This window comes from Shouchella patagoniensis (assembly GCF_002019705.1).
Classification (GTDB): domain Bacteria; phylum Bacillota; class Bacilli; order Bacillales; family Bacillaceae_D; genus Shouchella; species Shouchella patagoniensis.
Map to the genome: position 1 here is coordinate 2,432,485 of NZ_KV917377.1, position 17,763 is coordinate 2,450,247.

Annotated in this window: 17 protein-coding genes; 3 read left to right on the forward strand and 14 right to left on the reverse strand. The window is 41.6% G+C overall.

Features of this window, described 5'->3' with window-relative positions; all coding sequences use genetic code 11:
• Positions 1-172 precede the first annotated feature (172 nt).
• The gene (locus tag BK584_RS12910; protein ID WP_078392991.1) at positions 173-1,411 is read left to right on the forward strand and encodes a hypothetical protein; all 1,239 of its coding nucleotides are present in this window, start codon (positions 173-175) and stop codon (positions 1,409-1,411) included.
• A 32-nt stretch (positions 1,412-1,443) separates the two neighbouring features.
• On the opposite strand, the gene BK584_RS12915 is transcribed toward BK584_RS12910, so the two are convergent.
• Positions 1,444-2,688, reverse strand: a complete 1,245-nt coding sequence (locus BK584_RS12915; RefSeq protein ID WP_078392992.1) for a DNA polymerase IV — start codon at positions 2,686-2,688, stop codon at positions 1,444-1,446.
• Positions 2,689-2,830: 142 nt separating this feature from the next.
• Positions 2,831-4,099 (reverse strand): C40 family peptidase, encoded by a 1,269-nt coding sequence (locus BK584_RS12920; protein ID WP_245808854.1) that lies wholly within the window; start codon positions 4,097-4,099, stop codon positions 2,831-2,833.
• Positions 4,100-4,471: 372 nt separating this feature from the next.
• Between BK584_RS12920 and BK584_RS12925 the strand changes: the two genes are divergently transcribed.
• Positions 4,472-5,278 (forward strand): arylamine N-acetyltransferase, encoded by an 807-nt coding sequence (locus BK584_RS12925; RefSeq protein WP_078392993.1) that lies wholly within the window; start codon positions 4,472-4,474, stop codon positions 5,276-5,278.
• Between the two features lie 215 nt (positions 5,279-5,493).
• Here the strand turns inward: BK584_RS12925 and BK584_RS12930 are convergent, their stop codons facing one another.
• The 4 genes from BK584_RS12930 to fabZ form a co-directional block, all read right to left on the reverse strand.
• Positions 5,494-6,438, reverse strand: coding sequence for an agmatinase family protein (locus BK584_RS12930; RefSeq protein WP_078392994.1), 945 nt, complete (start codon positions 6,436-6,438; stop codon positions 5,494-5,496).
• Positions 6,439-6,625: 187 nt separating this feature from the next.
• The gene (locus BK584_RS12935; RefSeq protein ID WP_078392995.1) at positions 6,626-9,304 is read right to left on the reverse strand and encodes a YhgE/Pip domain-containing protein; all 2,679 of its coding nucleotides are present in this window, start codon (positions 9,302-9,304) and stop codon (positions 6,626-6,628) included.
• Between the two features lie 54 nt (positions 9,305-9,358).
• A complete protein-coding gene (locus BK584_RS12940; protein ID WP_078392996.1) occupies positions 9,359-9,595 on the reverse strand; it encodes a hypothetical protein in 237 nt (78 codons plus the stop codon).
• A gap of 17 nt (positions 9,596-9,612) precedes the next feature.
• Positions 9,613-10,041 (reverse strand): 3-hydroxyacyl-ACP dehydratase FabZ, encoded by a 429-nt coding sequence (gene fabZ, locus BK584_RS12945; protein ID WP_078392997.1) that lies wholly within the window; start codon positions 10,039-10,041, stop codon positions 9,613-9,615.
• 115 nt (positions 10,042-10,156) lie between these two features.
• On the opposite strand from fabZ, the gene BK584_RS12950 reads away from it, so the two are divergent.
• Positions 10,157-10,915, forward strand: a complete 759-nt coding sequence (locus tag BK584_RS12950) for an alpha/beta hydrolase (protein WP_078392998.1) — start codon at positions 10,157-10,159, stop codon at positions 10,913-10,915.
• Between the two features lies 1 nt (position 10,916).
• Here BK584_RS12950 and BK584_RS12955 read toward each other — a convergent pair whose 3' ends face one another.
• The 8 genes from BK584_RS12955 to spoIIQ form a co-directional block, all read right to left on the reverse strand.
• Positions 10,917-11,597, reverse strand: a complete 681-nt coding sequence (locus BK584_RS12955) for an FMN-dependent NADH-azoreductase (RefSeq protein ID WP_078392999.1) — start codon at positions 11,595-11,597, stop codon at positions 10,917-10,919.
• Between the two features lie 141 nt (positions 11,598-11,738).
• Positions 11,739-12,485 (reverse strand): spore germination protein, encoded by a 747-nt coding sequence (locus BK584_RS12960; RefSeq protein ID WP_078393000.1) that lies wholly within the window; start codon positions 12,483-12,485, stop codon positions 11,739-11,741.
• Between the two features lie 120 nt (positions 12,486-12,605).
• A complete protein-coding gene (locus tag BK584_RS12965; protein WP_245808855.1) occupies positions 12,606-13,277 on the reverse strand; it encodes a DNA-directed RNA polymerase subunit beta in 672 nt (223 codons plus the stop codon).
• A gap of 17 nt (positions 13,278-13,294) precedes the next feature.
• The gene (locus BK584_RS12970) at positions 13,295-14,080 is read right to left on the reverse strand and encodes a flagellar hook-basal body protein (RefSeq protein WP_078393001.1); all 786 of its coding nucleotides are present in this window, start codon (positions 14,078-14,080) and stop codon (positions 13,295-13,297) included.
• A 13-nt stretch (positions 14,081-14,093) separates the two neighbouring features.
• Entirely contained in the window at positions 14,094-14,891 is a 798-nt protein-coding gene (locus BK584_RS12975) for a flagellar hook-basal body protein (RefSeq protein WP_078393002.1), read from the reverse strand.
• A gap of 11 nt (positions 14,892-14,902) precedes the next feature.
• The gene (locus BK584_RS12980; protein WP_078393003.1) at positions 14,903-15,907 is read right to left on the reverse strand and encodes a rod shape-determining protein; all 1,005 of its coding nucleotides are present in this window, start codon (positions 15,905-15,907) and stop codon (positions 14,903-14,905) included.
• Between the two features lie 165 nt (positions 15,908-16,072).
• On the reverse strand, positions 16,073-16,360 hold the full coding sequence (gene spoIIID, locus BK584_RS12985) for a sporulation transcriptional regulator SpoIIID (RefSeq protein WP_078393004.1): 288 nt from the start codon (positions 16,358-16,360) through the stop codon (positions 16,073-16,075).
• A 480-nt stretch (positions 16,361-16,840) separates the two neighbouring features.
• Entirely contained in the window at positions 16,841-17,680 is an 840-nt protein-coding gene (gene spoIIQ, locus BK584_RS12990) for a stage II sporulation protein SpoIIQ (RefSeq protein ID WP_078393005.1), read from the reverse strand.
• Positions 17,681-17,763: the final 83 nt, after the last annotated feature.

Here is a 17,763-nt window from a genome sequence, read left to right on the forward strand (position 1 = left end):
ATAAGTAAGCATGTATTTGGTTGCTTATTCTCCCCTTCGGTGTGACAAGCAATAAAATCGAGGACATACTTTCACAGTTGCCTTAAATTTTTTACAGTCTAATGAATCGTTCCATGTTAGGATAGAGAAAGGCATATTTTGCCTAAAAAACAATTTTACGGAGGAACTTTTGATGAGGACACACTCTTCCATTCGCAATTCAATGCGACTTGTGAGTTGTTTCGGCCTCTTAGGAGCATTCATTTTTTCTGCTTGTACATCCCCAGAAGCCAGTCCAGCTCCTGCCGACCCACCAAACGAAACACATACGGTATCGCCTGATTATACAGAAGAAGAACCTGATCATGAAGAGGAAAAAGAAAAGAGCTTGGTTGTCTCAAATGGAAGCAAAACGGATGTGTTAGCTGCGCAAGCAGCCAGTGCTCCCTTCGACAAAACCTATTTAATTCCAGAAGGCATTGAAGTGCTCTCTACCAATGAGGCTCTCACGTTTATTGCTTCGGAAGACAACGAAAACACCTTCCAAGCAACGGTAAGCACTCAAGCACTTCCAACAGATTACAACCTGGCACTTCGCCGTGATTACACTTCGCTCTCACTGCGTTCTGAAGAGAGTGAACCAAACGAAGTGGAACTCGATTTGTTCTCTGAACTCCATTTTGATTATTATTTAACAGTTGAAGATGAATACGGAATTGTTCACCGTCTTGTCCAATTTGATGAAAAAAATAATTATATGTACGTCGCTTCATTAACATTAAATGACTCAGCAGATATTGGCCAGGAAGCATACGAAGAAATTGTCAGCCTTTTCCATGCCATTCTTATTTCAGGCAACAGTGACGCGATGGAAACAAAACCAATTAGCGAAGAGGACGAGGCATTATCTTTATCGGAAAAGCTCGAAGATCGGTCTATTCGCCAACCTGAAGAAGATCCACATGCGGCTACAGAAACCGGGCAACTAACCGCTAGTATTGATGGGACTTCCGTTGAGTTTCCAATCGAACAATTTGAGTTATTCGAAACACTTTCCATTAGCCTTCCTGAAGGCTATCAAATGCGGACATTGGGCGCACAATCCTACAGTTTCACTCATAGCGAAGATCCTGATTTTGAACCAATCACATTAATTATTGGACAAGCCCATCCAGACATTCCTATGAACCTTCACGTAAACGCACTTCGTTCTTCTAGTACAGAACTGGTCTCTGATGATTTCCCAGCACTACATTGGTACGATTATACCTTTGCTGAAGAGAATTCAGACGGATCATATAATGGGTTAACCCTTATTAAAGAATTAGATGATGGCCGGATCCTTGATTTAGCGGTGCGGTCCAACGATGAAGAAATTCAACCTGATGTATTAGCAAAAATGATTGCTTCTCTTTCATCAATTGAGCCTTAAAACCTTCCTATTGTCCGGAAGGTTTTTTGTCCTTATTTATAATGACCACCAATCTTTTTGCTCCGGTCTAGAAACTGTGAGGCTGCGGTCAAAGATGCAGCTCTTTGAATCGCAACTTTCCCGTACTTTCGACGAATTTCGTCCATCACATACCCTATATTTGATAAACGATCGCGACTTGCATTGTCTTCAAACAAACTCATTTGCCAGTTTTGGTCGCTCTGTAGATTTGTTAATCCTACATTTAAACGACGAATTGGGAATCCGTCCCAGTAACGATCCAGTAACACACACGCCGCCTCAAACACTTCCATTGTAATATTCGTTTCAATTGGCAGTGTCCGTTGGCGGTAAAAGCCTCTCTTCTCTTTAAAGCTCGCTCCATTTATGCCTAAAGAAACCGTACCTGCCATCTTACCCGCTTGCCTTGTCCTAGAGCAGACTTCCTCACATAGCTCCAAAAGCACCACGTGGATATCTTCTTTCTTCACATAATCACGAGGAAGCGTCATCCCATTCCCATACCCTTTTCGTCCAGCATGGGCTTTCCGCGTAACCGGAGAATAATCAACGCCATTTGCAGACATCCATAATACTTGGCCATGCACGCCAAAACGCTCTTTGATTCGTGCACAATCCGTTTTAGCTAGTTGTCCAATCGTTCGAATCCCCATATTACGAAAATGCATGGCCATCTTGTTCCCGACACCAAATAACTTCTCAATCGGCAAACTCCATAAATCAAACTCCAACATATCTTGACTTAATGAGTAAATGCCCGTACTGTTTTTTTTCGCAAAGTTATCACATGCCAGCTTAGCAAGTACTTTGTTTTCACCAATTCCTATTCGCGCCTTTATTCCCGTTTCCCTTTCAATACACTCCTTCACCTTTACAGCAATATCATAAGGTCCACCAAATAAGCGCTGACTTCCTGTAACATCCATAAACTGTTCATCGATTGAATAGGGCTCCACCAAATCAGTAAATTCACCTAGAAGTTTTGAAATCTTTAAAGACATATCCACATACAGCTGCATGCGTGGCTTAACGACAACCACATCAGGACACTTCTGCTGTGCCTCAAATAAACGCTCTGCATTTTTAATCCCCCGCGCTTTGGCAAGGGGGCAAGCAGCTAAAATAACACCACTTCTACGGTTAGGATCCCCAGAAACAACAAGTGGTCTACCCGCATATTGAGGATTTCTTGCATGCTCAATTGATGCATAAAAAGATTCCATATCAACTAAAAGAATAACTGACCCACGTTTCATGATATTCGCCTCCGCTTATATTCATTTTATTATAAACGAATATATGTTCGTTTATCAACAAAAAAATAAGAATGTACGTTCTGTAAAAATTTCCGTAATCGGAGGCAGTTTCCAAAAAAAAAACAGGCATAATGCCCGTTTTTTAGTGAAGACGCTTTGCGCCAAGGTATCTTGGGTTCCAATAGCTATTGTTCAAGTCAGCAACAGCAACACCGCCAGATGATCCAGCATGGATAAACTTGTTATTGCCAATGTAAATACCATTATGAGAAGGACCCGATTTATATGTTTCAAAAAAGACGATATCGCCTACACTCGGCGAACTAACAGATGTACCAGCATTCCATTGTTCCGCTGCAGTACGAGGTACACTAACGCCATTTTGACGGAAAATATACTGGATCAAACCACTGCAATCGAAACCGGACATCGACGTCCCGCCCCATGCATATGGTACGCCAATTGCAGAATTAGCCGATGAAACAAGTCCTGAAACAAGTCCACTCGAATTTGAGGGGTTCGAAGAGTTGTTGTTATTGTTAGTGTTTTGGTTATTTGACGATTGATTTTTGTTTACTGGTGCAGGGTTATTATTTAACTTTGAAAGCGTCTGCGGTCCAGCGATACCATCCACTTGCAAGCCGTTTGTACGTTGGAATTCACGTACAGCAGAACGCGTTGCTTCGCCAAAGTAACCTGTTGCATTTTCATTTAGATAACCGAGCGAACGGAGCTGCTTCTGTAAATCTGTTACTTGACCACCTTGGTTGCCGATGCGAAGAGTTGTGTTTGTTGAAACCGGCTTACTTTCAGATGGTTTTGATGGAGCAGACGTAGAGCTATTACCATTTAAAGCTGACTGCGTTTGCGGTCCTGCAATACCATCCACTTGCAAGCCATTCGCCTTTTGATAATTCCGAATCGCATCACGCGTGACCGTGCCATAATATCCTGTAGAAGACTGGTTAAAAAAGCCAAGCGAACGGAGCTTATCTTGAAGCGCTGTTACATTACTACCTTGACTCCCGATGCGCATAAGGCTTGTATTACTTGCTGGCGCACTATTGCCACCATTCGAAGCATTTGAAGAGTTTGGAGCAGATACGCTTTTCCCTTTTAGAGAACCAAGTGTTTGCGGTCCCGCAATGCCATCGACTGCTAAATTGTTCTCTTTTTGGTATGCACGCACTGCATCACGTGTATATGTGCCAAAGTAGCCTGTTGAAGTGCCATATGTAAAGAAACCTTTTTCTTTAAGTACATTTTGTAGTTCAGTCACATCAGAATGAGACATGCCTTGTTTAAGAGTACGGTCGCCAAGTGCTGCATCTGCTTCTTGAGGTGCCACAGCCACGACCCCAGCAATAATAGCAGACGAAAATAGCATTTTGTTTAAAGTTGATTTTTGCAAGAGAATGCCTCCTTTTCAATTCATCATTATTTTATTCGTTCCATTAATCTAGTCAATTCCACAATAAATAACAGTTTTCATAGTTTTCATCGGTAGGTTTGAGTAAATTTTACACGAAAACTCGTGCCTATTCTATCATTGTAACTAAACTGTAATATTACAAAAGTAAGGAGTTAATACCTAGTTTCGTTTTATGAGAAGCGTATTTCACTGCTATATCAACCATTTTTGCTTAAGGTCACTCTATGACACTAGTACGTGGAAGAGGTTGGGAAATAATTGACCTACACCAAAAGGCTGACTATTTTTCCTCCATCTGGTCGAATCAATTGTTGTTGAACTTTGCTATCATAAAAAAAAGGAGGCAACACGATGAGATGGAAGACAACTTATTTAGAAACATTACGACTCAAAGTAGAAAAACCTTCGCTTTTATTTTTAGAGAAAATTACAACCTCTCATTTAAATCAGTTTCCGTTTGAAAACATTAGCAAGTTACTCAAACAAGACAAGGAACCAAATATACCTTCACCATCAGAGCTCCTCCACAATCGTTTAATCTACCATACAGGAGGCACTTGCTATACATTAAACGCCAACCTCTTCCAACTCTTAAAAGCACTAAAATTTAATTGCCGACTGCTTCAAGTCGGAGGGGTTCATTTAGCTATTTTAGTCTTCTTTGCAGATGAGATGTATTATGTGGATTGTGGAGCGACCGCACCAAACTTCAAACCACTCCTCTTAGAAAACAAAAAAATTGAACGTGCTTTTGAACAAGATCAAGTCTTTATTACACCTACAGGAGACCAATCTTTCGAATACAAACGGTATTTGAATGGAGCGCAGAGCGGAAGCACATGGTCATTTCGTACAGATCAACTAAACACGACGATTGAAGACTTTACAGAAATTATGAACGATTCCTTTGCCGAAGACGCTCCATTTATGACGATCCTCCGCTGCCACCTCTATCAACTTGATCAGAAACGTAGTGTTTCACTAGTTAATGACAAATTCACGATCCGTTTCCAAGAAGGAGGGGCAGAAACAGTAAAACTGCATTCAATCGAAGAGGTAGAAAAAGTGATCTCACAAGAGTTCCGCTTACCTAACTTACCAATCCGCCAAGCAATTGAGGGCTTAAAGAAAAGAGGACATGATATCTTTGCACATTAAAAAAGCCAGTATAACTGGCTTTTTTGGTCGGTGGTCATCTCCCTACCTAAATAAAAAAGGATTAGCAGACTACTTATGCGTGAGTAATGGTGATACGAGGCATTCGTTGTTTCCATGAATCTTGCATAACGTTTCCCCTTTCTATCAACACGAAAAACCCCATCGAAAAAAATCTCCAATGAGGTGAAAGTTTAAAATCCAGAACAGATCACTTTTTATGATTGCAATGCTTTCACATGGCCAGCAAGTGCATACAGCGCAAGCGTTGAAGCAAAGTGGGACGAAACATTATTGGTATCTTGTTGCGGATATACTTCTACAAAATCCATACCGACGATCCCTCTTGATGCAAACTCGTGGACAAGCGTTAAAAGCTCATATGAACTTAATCCGTTTGTATCGATTGGGCCACCTGGATTAAACGCAACATCCAAGACATCACTACAGATAGAGAGGTATACCATATCCACATCTTCTGCTGCTTTTTCATATAAATTTGCTGCAAAAGCACGTAAATCGGAAGCTTCCTTAATGTCGTTTATCGTAAACGTTTTCGCACCAGATTGCTGTGCATATTTCCCAGTTTCAGGTTTATTTCTCGGTCCATGTATTCCAATATGAAGCAAGCTTTCATTTCGTACTGACTCATGCTCATATAAGCGAGCAAACGGCGTTGATCGAGCATATTTCGCACCCTCATGATGGGGCATGTTGTCATAATGAGCATCTAAATGCAAGATACCGATTTTTTTACCTGGATGCTGTTCAGCAAGACCGGCTACAATTGGATAAGTAATGCCATGATCTCCGCCTAGCGCTAAAGGAAATTTGCCCGTTTTCCAAACACCTTTCGCAAAGGCTTGAATGCGTCGCATCGACTCATCTACATCAGCAGGTACAACATCCACATCACCTAAGTCTGCAAGCTGTAAATGTTCAAACACATCAATATGGTTAAGTTCCGGTAAATAACCAGAGTACCTCCCTGAAGACAGACGCATCACTTTTGGACCTAACTCACAGCCTGTGTAGTCTCCCCAAGTGACTGCCCCTTCCCAAGGGACACCATAAACAATCACATCCACATCTTCAATCTCTTCCACCGTCCCATTTTTTGCGCCAAGAAATGGTGGGGTATTCCCATAGATCATTTCACCCATCGTCCATCCGCTCCTTTACCTGTCTCTCAACATACCATTCCTGTTTCAGTAGTGTAACAAACCTCAATTTCTTAAAACAGAATTTTTTTGTTTCTTAATTAAAGGCCTCTGAATCAACCTAGCTAACAACCCCCCCTATTACAAAAAGAACACCCTCTCTGCTTTATATGCAAAGAGGGCGTTCCTTTTAATCAATCATTCGACTTGAGCGAGATTTCGCTGTTGTTTGTTCCATTCGTTTTGCCAATGGTTTTTTCATCACAAATCCAAATAATAATGCAAGTACAAAGAAAAGCATTAATACGCCTACATTTAACCAGACAGCCCCCGGCACGATACCGCCAACTGCTTCTCGTAGCAAGTTAATTGCATACGTAAATGGCAGGAATGGATTAATTGCTTGAAAAAACGGTGGTGCGACTTGAATAGGGAACGTCCCGCCTGCCCCTGATAGCTGGAGGACCATAAAGATAATCGCCATCGCTTTTCCAATGTTTCCAAACACGGATGCAAGCGTATAGACAATTGTCATAAACACAAACCCAACGATTACTGTAAAAACAACAAACCAAACAGGATGGGCTGCATAGGTTCCAAGAATCAATAAGTTCCCAATGCTAACAATTAGAGCTTGAAATAGGCTCACAAGTAAGAATAAGATTAATCGCCCGAAGTACACATGGTGGACCTTATATTCTTCACGCATATCAAGCGGATGCACATCGGTTTTAAGCAAGTTTGATAGCAACAGAGAGCCTACCCATAAGGATAGTGCCGTATAAAATGGTGCATTTGCCGATCCATAGTTTGGCACTGGATACAGTTGCTCTTCTTCAAGCTCAACAGGCTCTTTAAAAAAGGCACTCTCTTCTTCGATATCATTTTTTAGGAGCCCAATAATTTCTTCAAGATCATTATTTTGTTCAAAATCACGGATTCGTTCTGCCACATCGCCAACTGTCTCTTCTAAATCAGGTAACTGTGTAGCTACAAAAGAGGATACCTCTCCAAGCGCTTCTTCAAATCCGGGTAAATTCTCTTCGAGCTTATCGACCATTAATGAAAATTCTTCCTCAAGGACTGGTAAATCATCACGGATAAACGATGCTGCCTGATGAATCCGCTCTTCAATCGCTGGAAAATCCTCTTCCATAAATGAATTTACACGTTCAATGGCAGCTACTGCTTTTGGAAGTTCCGTTTCAATAAAAGCGATGCCTTCATTGATTCGTTCTTCAATTGCAGGAAAGTCATCGAGCAACTGCTGCAATTGCTCTTCTCCTGTTAAACTAATCGCTGCCGCTTGTTCCAATAACTCTCCTAAATCAGGTAACCGGTCTTTCATGTCTTCTAAATCTTGAGCAGCAGAGGCAGCTTCCGATTGGACTTCTCTTATCGCTGACTTAATCGTTTCTGAACCACCATTTGAAAAATAGCCTTGAACCGTTTGCGCACTGGATTCAGCCGTTTTTGCTCGTTCTTTTATTTCCTCTAATGCAGCGGAATCGAGTTCCCCACCAGATTCAAGCGTGCCCATAGCTGATTGCACACTACCTTGTAATTGATTAACCTGATCCCTCGTACTAGTAAGCGATTCAATTAATGGCAGTAAATCGTTTGAGGGTAAGGGTTCATTTAATTCTGTTAAGAAATCAATCGCATTTGTCAGCGCCGCTTCATTTGCGCTTAACGTCTCATTAATAGCGCTCAGTTGCTCAAGCATCACATCTGTTGACTCTCCGCTTTCCACTTGGTCAATTGCAGTTAACACGGCAGCAGATGCCTGCTCAACAAATCGTGCCTGCTGTTCAATCACATCAACAAGTGGATCGACTGACCCCTCTAGTTCAGATAAAACATCCTGAATGGACTCAATATAACCTTCCGTATTTTCCACAATACTTCCGGCTTTGGGTAACGCTGATTGAGCGCGCGCAATCCCCTCTTCTGCTGTGCGTACCATCTCAAGCGCTTCATTCAACTCTGTTTCAATTTCTCCAAAGCGGTTTCCAATTGTTATGATTTGGTCAGCCGCCTCTTCAATTTCGGGGATCATTTCTTCCAAATCATTTAATTGATTGGCTAACGTGTGTATTTCCGGAAGTCGTTCTTCGAGTTCCAGTACGTACCCAGCACCTTGGTTAATCTCCGGGAATCGTTCCTCAATTCCCATCACTTGTTCAAGCTTTTCTTTTATATTAGGCCAGTCATCATCCAGTTCCGTAATCTTTGAACCAAGCTCATTTATTTCTGGAAAGCGTTCTTCTAGGTTAAAGATTTGCTGTTCGAGTCGCCGAATTGTTGGTAGCTCATTCTCAAGTTCAATTCCAATTTCATTAAACTGTGTAAATAGGGCTTCAGACGCTTCTGCCAAAAACTGTTCAGAAATTTGACTGACAACAGCGGATGCTCCAGCGGATGTCATTTTTGGCGCAATTGCGTTCATCTTCTCGTTCACTTCATAATGAACAACAGGAGCTGCAGGAGATCCATCCAACACGCTCGTTAATTGTTCTGAGAAGTCACTTCCGATGTACACACTTGCGTAATAATCACCTTTCTTAACACCTTCTTCAGCTTCTTCCCTCTCTACAAAACGCCAGCCCATCTGGTCGTTATCACGGAGGTTTGTCACTAATTCATCACCCACATGAATTTGTTCTCCATCAACCTCTGCACCTTGGTCTTCATTTACGACAGCCACTTTGATTTGACCTGTGTTGCTATATGGATCCCATGTAGCAGCAATATTAAACCAAGCGTAAAGAGATGGCAGAAAGGCAAGACCAACGAGCAAAAGCGCCACAAGAGGGACGCGCTTTAAGTTGAGCATATCTTGTTTTACAATTTGCCATACTTGCTTCATTTCATAAATCGTTTCCCCTCTATTTTATAATGATTACGTGTGTCTTATCATAACTCAACCTTTTATAATAGACAACTTTTGTCCATAAAGAACACAAATAAGAGAAACCCTTGATTTAACAAGGGTTTCTCTCGGCGCAAGCGCTTTATCTAGATCGTCAAAAAAGATGTGAATTAATGAGTTATTTCTGTCCGCAGTCTTGGAAATTGAAGCAATTAGACAACCAAACACATTCGTGCTTGGTTGCCTTCTTCCATTCAAACTTAGTTGCAACATGAATGGCATCTCCATGGCTATCCCTCTAATGATTAAGCCTCTTTAAATGCAAATGTCATATCCGCCTGTGCTGCAACTTCACCTTCCACATAAGCAACACCCTTTGCTTTTACAACCGGGCCTTTCATCCTTGTAATCTCAACTTCTAAACGTAGTTGATCACCGGGGCGGACTGGCCTTTTAAATTTACAGCCATCAATGGCGGCAAATAAACCAATTTTGTCTGTCCCTTCATGGGCTTTTGCTACGGTTAACCCAGCCACTTGTGCAAGTGATTCAACAATTAACACTCCTGGCATAACAGCATAGCTCGGGAAGTGTCCATTAAAAAACTCTTCATTTGCCGTCACATTCTTTATTCCAACAGCGCTTTTTCCTGCTTCCAGTTCAACCACTTTATCCACCAATAAAAAAGGGTAGCGGTGGGGTATTAATGCTTTAATTTCCTCGATATTTAACATCGTAAAGCCTCCTAATTCATGCAATACGCTTATTTTACCATATTTGTTCAGCTATTTTTCATTAATGAAAGAATGATCAATATCAACTATACTGGAGAAAAAGGAGTTTTCTATTTTGGCACTGTTACAAATGCAATTCTTATCTGAAGCAATCGGAAAACAAACGTCGGTTTCCATTCTACTACCAGATGACATACAACCACCTTATAAGACGCTCTATTTATTTCATGGATGGAGTGACGACCATTCTGCTTGGATGCGTCATTCAGCCATCGAACAATATGCCAAACGCGAACAAATTGCCGTTATTATGCCAGACGTAGGTCTTAGTTATTATACAGACATGGTATATGGGGGGCGTTATTATACATACATTTCGAAAGAACTCCCTGCCCGTATGGAACGTGAATTTTCTCTTTCCACTAAGAGAGAAGATCGTTATGTCGCCGGATTGTCGATGGGCGGCTTTGGTGCGTTAAAATGGGCATTAAACGAACCAAATCACTTCGCAGCTGCCGCAAGTTTTTCAGGCGCATTGATCATTGAGGAACTATTAAAGATCCATAAGCAAACAGGCAACCATACGCGTAAGCCGTTTATGCAAGCAATCTTCGGCAAAGAATTAAATGTTGAAGCGACTGGCGGGAACTTAATTAAACGTATCGAAACACAAACAAAAGCCCTCCCCCCGCTATATCAATACTGCGGAACGGAAGACTTTGTTTACGACTTGAATCGACTCTTTCGTGACCAAGCAAGATCGCTTCATGCCGACATTTACTACCAAGAAGGCCCTGGTGACCATACATGGGATTACTGGGATGCACGTATCGATGAGTGGTTGCATCAATTGCGCACAGACAACTTACTCTAACTTAAAACTGTGCCGCTGCTTCTCTTACCTGGCCAAGACCAGTTTCTATAATTGTTTCAGACTGGTCTGGTGCAGCGTTATGCCCTTCAATAACAAGTTCTGTCGGGTTGATAATGCCCCAAAGTGAAACCGTTTGACGGACAAGTTTCATCGCCATTTCCGCACTTTCCATCGGTGTTCCTTCTGAATAAAGCCCCCCACGCGCTGTCAACAAAGCCATCGTTTTATCTCCAACTAGTCCAACTGGTCCCGTTTCTGTATATCGGAATGTTTTACCCGCTTGTGCTAAATAAGATAAGTAGGTAATCATTGGGGCTGGCACGGTGAAATTCCAAAGAGGAAAGGAGAAAACAACTTTATCAGCTTTCATAAACTGTTCCTGATACCCTTCAATCGTCTCAACCAGCGTTTTTTCGTTTGTATCTAGCTCCATACCCCGGGCTTTTTTATATTGAGCTGTAATCGCGTCATTTCCGTAATAAGGAAGTTCTTCCTTAAACAAGTTAAGCTCCATTACTGTATCTTCGGGATGCTCCAATTTATATGTCTTTAGAAATTGATTGTACATTTTTACGCTTACGCCCTGTTCTAAGCGGTCGCTTGCGTTAATCATTAATACTGTTTTCAATGAAAAAACCTCCTGATGTAAAAAAGAATACGATTTCCATTGTATCGTACTCATCTATCACGTACAGTAGGCACTTTTAAGAAAGATAGTATACTAAAGATACTATCTACTGACTTACACCTGACTCAATGATTTTTGTGATTACTTGAATGTCGAGGTCATGCTCCTTATAGATCTCATACCATTTCTCTTCAGTCATCCCTTCTCGTTCGATTTGACGAGCACCAAATCCAATTGGATCAATTTTTCCCTTCCATTAAAGCTGAAGCAGTTCGATCTGGCCTTTCTGTATATCTTGATTTGTGGGAATACAGAAGAACTATCTTCTAGCACTTGGAGCAATGTTGACGAGTCAGGCAACTGATCCAATTGCAAATCAGTAATTCGCTGAATGACCGTCTGGACATTTTCCGCATTTGCAATCGAATGACAATAAACAACATACACACTTGTCTTTGAACCTGAACCGACCGTAAATTTCTTCATATATAAATCGGTGGATGGAATTCTCCTGCGTAGTAAATTAATATTTACCTCTACCGTTTCGATAAACGATTCCTTGGAACCAAACACACTAAACTCTATTTCCGGAACAGTTATTTCCCTATCCTCTTGATACGCCAAGTCAACAAGGAGATTGCATGGTTTGCCGCCTGCTATAAACCGTAAGAGCAGACTTCCTCTCAACAGTTCGAGGTCGGCATGTTCTGCATCACGACAGTGCTGGATATTCGCGGTATAAAGCGCATTTTTCACAAGGTCATATGTAAAAACTTCCAGTTGCTTTATTGCCCAAAAAACTCTCGGTCCAATTTTTTGCATATCAACCATTGATTGAAAATAATAGATTTGCATCACCTGACCACTTTTACTACGCTCGGTTTCCTCAATAAAATCTCCAGATTTTCTAGCCTTTTTTAATACTTCTTCGAGCGTTTCCATTTTGGGGAACGTCTGTATCTTTGGTTTTTTTGAATGCCATGAAAGAGACGCTCCTATCCTTTATTTTGCTTTAGTATGCGGAAGTCATAGCAATTCATACAAAAAAAGAGACTGACATAGTCAGTCTCCTCGAATCGTATCAATAATGCCATACCATAATTCCGGGTTTAGAACATCCCATACGTTGTCTCCATTCCCTATAACCCCAAAACCAATAATCAGACCAGCCATTAAGGCTGCTCCTCCTAATACAACTATAATAATCAGACGGAGCCATATGGGAATTAAACGAATTCGCTCGCGTTTATAAGGGTAAGAGTGACGTTCTTTTTCTTCTTCTTCCAGTAAACGCTGCTCTTCTTTGCGCTTAATACGACTTGCAACCTGTTCTTCTTTTTGACCATCCTCTAAAAGAGGTTGCGCTTCGCCCTCAAGCTCAATTTGTTTCTGTTCATCAGATGTCAAAGGGACAGAGCCACCCTCGGCAGGAGAATTATCATCATCGACGAGTAATTCGCCGTCTTCTGATCCAAGCCCCTCCTGAACGGCAGGTCTTGTCTCTTCCTGAATGATAGGCAACTCTTTTTTCTCTTCATCTTCTCTTTGAGCTGAAGATTGAGCTTTTTTATTCGTACCATTTCCATCTTCTTTATCTGACTCGGCTCGTGGCGCCTCGTTACTTGTAACGTTCATGTTTTCGTTCTGTTTACCTTCTTTTGTCAATTCATCGCTAGAATCTTGCTCTGATTGCAAAGAAGAGCGCTTCGTTTTGTCTGGATCTTCTGTTGCCAAGCGCGCCACCTCCTGTCTTAACGGCGAATAGTGTTTACGAGTCCAGCCATATCATCTGAGAACGTAAACGCTCTTGCCTGAAATTGCATTTGGCGTTGAGTTGCCATAAGATCAGCCATTTCCTGGCCAATATCGACATTGGCAGCTTCAATTGATTTTTGTTGGATCTGTTCTGTAGCTGGACCAATCGCTTCAGCGTATACACCTACCGATTCAGCGGAGAACTGATTCTCACCAACTGCTTCAAGAGCTTGGGGCCGATCAACTCGCGTTATACCAAATGTTCCGATGGCTTGTTCTCTACCATCAGCGAGTTGGGCGACTAATTGGCCGCCTCTCCACTCAAGGGATGATGTGTTTGCGGGAAGTGTCATTGGTTCCCCTACTTCATTAAGAACACGGTCGCCATTTTTCGTTACTAGCTGAAGAATTCCTCCAGGTGTTTCAGAATAGTAAAATGACCCGTCTCTTGTTAAACGCTCACCTGCTCCTGTCTCAATAGTATAGAAGAGGTTAGGTTCGGTCAAGGCAAAATCCAGTTCACGACCGGTCTCTTGTAAAGCTCCTTGTGCAGTGGAAAGCTGTGTCTGCGCAGGCTTTGAGCCAGTCCCAACACGCAGACCATGAGGTGTTAGACGACTTTCATTTGGCTGGTTTAGATATTCTGATGATAACACATCAGCAAATGTTACAGAACGCCCTTTAAAACCTGGAGTATTGGCATTCGCGATATTATTTGAGATCGTATCTATTTTTTTTTGCAACTGATTAAGCGTTGCTGCCGAAGCAAATCCCGAAATCATTGTTTCCCCTCCCCTACGTTAAACGGCCAACTTCATTAACCGCTTTTTCTAAACTGTGATCATAAGCTTGCAGTACCTTTTGGTTTGCTTCAAACATTCTGTATGTGCTTAACATTTCATTCATTGTTTGAGCTGTATCCACATTGCTGTTTTCAAGTGCTTGTTGTTGCAATTGAAAAGCGATTGCACCATTGCCATAGGCGGTAGGTAGCGGCTCCTCTTCCGTTCGATAGAGACCATCTCCATCCTTTTCAAGGATGTTTGTATTTTCCGCAAACACAACTTGAATCGTACCACGATCTTCGCCATCTACAAGAACCGTCCCACCTGATTCTACTTGAAACGAATCGCCATCAACTTGAATCGGGTTACCGTCAATTCCTTGAACCAAATAGCCGCTTGCTGTTGCTAATCGACCTTCTGCATCCGTTTGAAAATTGCCGTTTCGTGTATAACGCTCACCGTTTTCTGTCGCGACACTAAACAACACTGCTTGATTGTCTGTTGTGCCGGCTTGCAGTAAGGCAAGGTCTGTTGCACTGCCTGTCTGTCTTACATCTCCTTGGCGAATGTTTGTGAGCTGTTCTTGCATGTATACAGCCGTTGAAAGCGCGCCAATAGGTTGTTTATTTTGCAAGTTCCCTGCTTGACTTGAGTTCGCTTGCATAAGCATCGTTGGAAATGAACGTGCTACACCTTGATCGGCTTTAAAGCCAGGTGTTTCTGCGTTTGCTAAATTATGAGTAAGCATATTTTGACGGTACTGAGCAGAAAGCATGCCGCTTGCCGCCGTATAGAATCCCTTTAACATAACGTCCTCCCTTATATTTGAACGCGCTTGCTCGACATCTTGTCCAAATTCTCTAGCATAATTCCCGTTCCTCTAGCTACACAATGCATTGGTTCCTCTGCAATGATCACAGGAATCTTTAATTCTTCCGCAAGTAATGTATCCATACCATGCATAAGCGCGCCGCCACCTGTCAGCATGACGCCACGGTCAATAATATCGGCAGAAAGCTCTGGTGGTGTTTTTTCTAGCACTTGCTTTGCTGCTTGCACAATATAAGCAACCGACTCAACCAAGGATACTTCTATTTCTTTTGATGTAATCGTAATATTGCGAGGAAGACCCGTAACCATATCTCGTCCCCGGATCTCCATTTCTTCCGAGCGTGCACCTGGAAATACTGTAGCTACTTGTTTTTTTATTTCTTCTGAAGTCCTTTCGCCAATAAGAAGCTTGTACTGTTTTTTTATATAAGACAAAATATCAGAGTCGAAACGATCCCCTGCTACCTTTATCGAAGAAGCTGTCACTACATCTCCCATTGAGAGAACAGCGACATCTGTTGTGCCGCCACCAATATCGACGACCATATTTCCGCTTGGCTGGAAGATATCCATCCCAGCTCCTATGGCCGCCACCTTTGGTTCTTCTTCAAGATAAACATTCTTACCGCCGCTTTTTTCCACAGCTTCACGAATCGCTTTTTGTTCAACCGATGTGATATTTGTTGGGCAACAAACTAAGATACGTGGCTTTGAGAATAAACCTTTCACATTGATTTTATCCAAGAAATGCTTCAACATGGACTCCGTCATTTCAAAGTTTGCAATTACTCCATCCTTCATTGGGCGAATAGCAACAATATTTCCAGGTGTACGTCCAACCATGCGAAAGGCTTCTTCTCCTACTGCAAGAACTCGATTTGCTCTTGTATCAAGTGCAACAACAGATGGCTCATCTAAAACAATCCCGCTTCCTTTAACATAAATAAGTACATTTGCTGTTCCTAAATCAATTCCAATATCACGACCAAACATCTGTCCTTTTCCTCCTTATTGTTTCCATCTATTTATAAAAGTACGGTGCGTATAGGCTAGATTCATTATGTATGGGTTCAAGTATATGGGTTTTTTGAAACACGCACTTTTACCTAGTATAAATAGTACCATAAACAAAGGAGAAAAAATGAATTTGTCTAAATTTTATCGCGGAGTTTTTGCGATTGGCTGATCAACGACTTCAATCGTTTTCTTATATTTGACCTTTGTCGCTTCACCACCCCGCAAGTGGCGAATAGACTTGTGGTACTCAAGAATTTCCTTTACGTCATTTGCAAGCTCCGGATTAATCTCCGGCAAACGCTCGGTAAGATCCTTGTGTACAGTACTCTTTGAGACACCAAATTCCTTTGCAATAGTTCGCACTGTTTTCTTTGTCTCAACAATGTACTTGCCAATCTTGATAGTTCGCTCTTTGATGTAATCGTGCACACGACTCGCCTCCCTAGTTCTGTATAGGTGATTGGTAAAGTGTATTAAGAAGTCGCGCACGATATACCATATTTTCATAGGCCTTGCGTAATTTTAGGATTATTCACTTTTCTCCAATGAACCTATTTGCTTTTATTTGATCGAAAATGCTTCTTTTTTGCCATCTAAAAAAGCACTCAACTAAATGTTTGTCGACTAGTCGACAAAGTCCGGGGAAATTGATGAAATTGTTCCCTTGAAAATCCTCGCTCCCGGTATATCCATCCTCCGGTACCGTTGAATGAGTCTCACAGACAAATTGAGGGTCTTATGTTCTTATGTAGGCTCTATCCCAAGCAAGAGTATCTGTGTATCCCTGTCGGTAGTTATAGATTATTTCATAGACATTGAATATGGGAATCTGATGAATTCCCCTTGAATCCAACATAAAAAATACCTTTGAGAGTTAACCTCAAAGGTATTCCAACTTTATAGTGATTTTTATTCCAATCCTGGAAGGTCTACTTGATCACTTGAAGGTTTTTCATTTTCGTCAGCATCTTTATCTTCTTTGTCAGATCCTTCAGCTGGTTTTTCGTTTTCTGGCTTTTTCTCATTTTCTGGTTTTTCATTTTCTTCCTTGTCCTTATCTTCACCAAGAGGGAAGTCAGCCAATAAATCTTCTGACGTTTTACCAAATGCATCATTCGGATTCATAGCGACGCCATCTTGACGAATCTCAAAGTGAACATGAACGCCAGCTTCTTCGTTATACGTATTGCTTCCAGCTTCCCCTAATACATCACCTTGCTCGATTTCAGCACCTTGTTGCACGTCAATTGCACTTAAACTTGAATAATGAGTTTTTAAGTCTCCGCCATGATCAATCTCTACTACAAAGCCTAGAGCAGAGTCTTTCATTGCTTTTGTAACCGTTCCACTCATTGCAGCAACGACAGGGAATACTTCTTGATCTTTACTAGCTAAATCAATTCCTTTGTTCTCACGGTAAACATTGTCAAATAACACTAATGCTTCTGCCTGTTCTGATTCATCAGCTTGTGAATCAAAGAAGACACCTACTCGATCATAATTAGCTTCATCTTCAACTGGCATATGGACAGACTCTCCAGCAATTGTAACTGGAACGCCCGGATCCTCTGTTGCTTGTCCAGGCTCTTCGCTTGGTGTTTGTTCCAGTTCAGCTTGTTCCTCTCCATTTTGCATAAAGAATACAGCACTTAAAAGACCAGCAGCAACAGCTAAATAGACGGCAGGCAACAACCAACGTTTACGCATAAGATTTTGGATTTTGTTTGAAGAATTTTTTTCTTCTTTCATTTCTCATCACCTCTGACAACCATTCTGAGCAAATTACTAGAAATATATACATCGTTCCAATAATTTTTTTTCAAGTTGGTTGA

What these genes read in the sequence shown, in the direction of transcription:
- BK584_RS12910 (WP_078392991.1), top strand. Translation starts at nt 173, where the DNA reads ATGAGGACACACTCTTCCATTCGCAATTCAATGCGACTTGTGAGTTGT.
- BK584_RS12915 (WP_078392992.1), bottom strand. Translation starts at nt 2,688, where the DNA reads ATGAAACGTGGGTCAGTTATTCTTTTAGTTGATATGGAATCTTTTTAT.
- BK584_RS12925 (WP_078392993.1), top strand. Translation starts at nt 4,472, where the DNA reads ATGAGATGGAAGACAACTTATTTAGAAACATTACGACTCAAAGTAGAA.
- BK584_RS12930 (WP_078392994.1), bottom strand. Translation starts at nt 6,438, where the DNA reads ATGGGTGAAATGATCTATGGGAATACCCCACCATTTCTTGGCGCAAAA.
- BK584_RS12935 (WP_078392995.1), bottom strand. Translation starts at nt 9,304, where the DNA reads ATGAAGCAAGTATGGCAAATTGTAAAACAAGATATGCTCAACTTAAAG.
- BK584_RS12940 (WP_078392996.1), bottom strand. Translation starts at nt 9,595, where the DNA reads ATGGAGATGCCATTCATGTTGCAACTAAGTTTGAATGGAAGAAGGCAA.
- fabZ (WP_078392997.1), bottom strand. Translation starts at nt 10,041, where the DNA reads ATGTTAAATATCGAGGAAATTAAAGCATTAATACCCCACCGCTACCCT.
- BK584_RS12955 (WP_078392999.1), bottom strand. Translation starts at nt 11,597, where the DNA reads ATGAGTACGATACAATGGAAATCGTATTCTTTTTTACATCAGGAGGTT.
- BK584_RS12960 (WP_078393000.1), bottom strand. Translation starts at nt 12,485, where the DNA reads ATGGAAACGCTCGAAGAAGTATTAAAAAAGGCTAGAAAATCTGGAGAT.
- BK584_RS12970 (WP_078393001.1), bottom strand. Translation starts at nt 14,080, where the DNA reads ATGATTTCGGGATTTGCTTCGGCAGCAACGCTTAATCAGTTGCAAAAA.
- BK584_RS12975 (WP_078393002.1), bottom strand. Translation starts at nt 14,891, where the DNA reads ATGTTAAAGGGATTCTATACGGCGGCAAGCGGCATGCTTTCTGCTCAG.
- BK584_RS12980 (WP_078393003.1), bottom strand. Translation starts at nt 15,907, where the DNA reads ATGTTTGGTCGTGATATTGGAATTGATTTAGGAACAGCAAATGTACTT.
- spoIIQ (WP_078393005.1), bottom strand. Translation starts at nt 17,680, where the DNA reads ATGAAAGAAGAAAAAAATTCTTCAAACAAAATCCAAAATCTTATGCGT.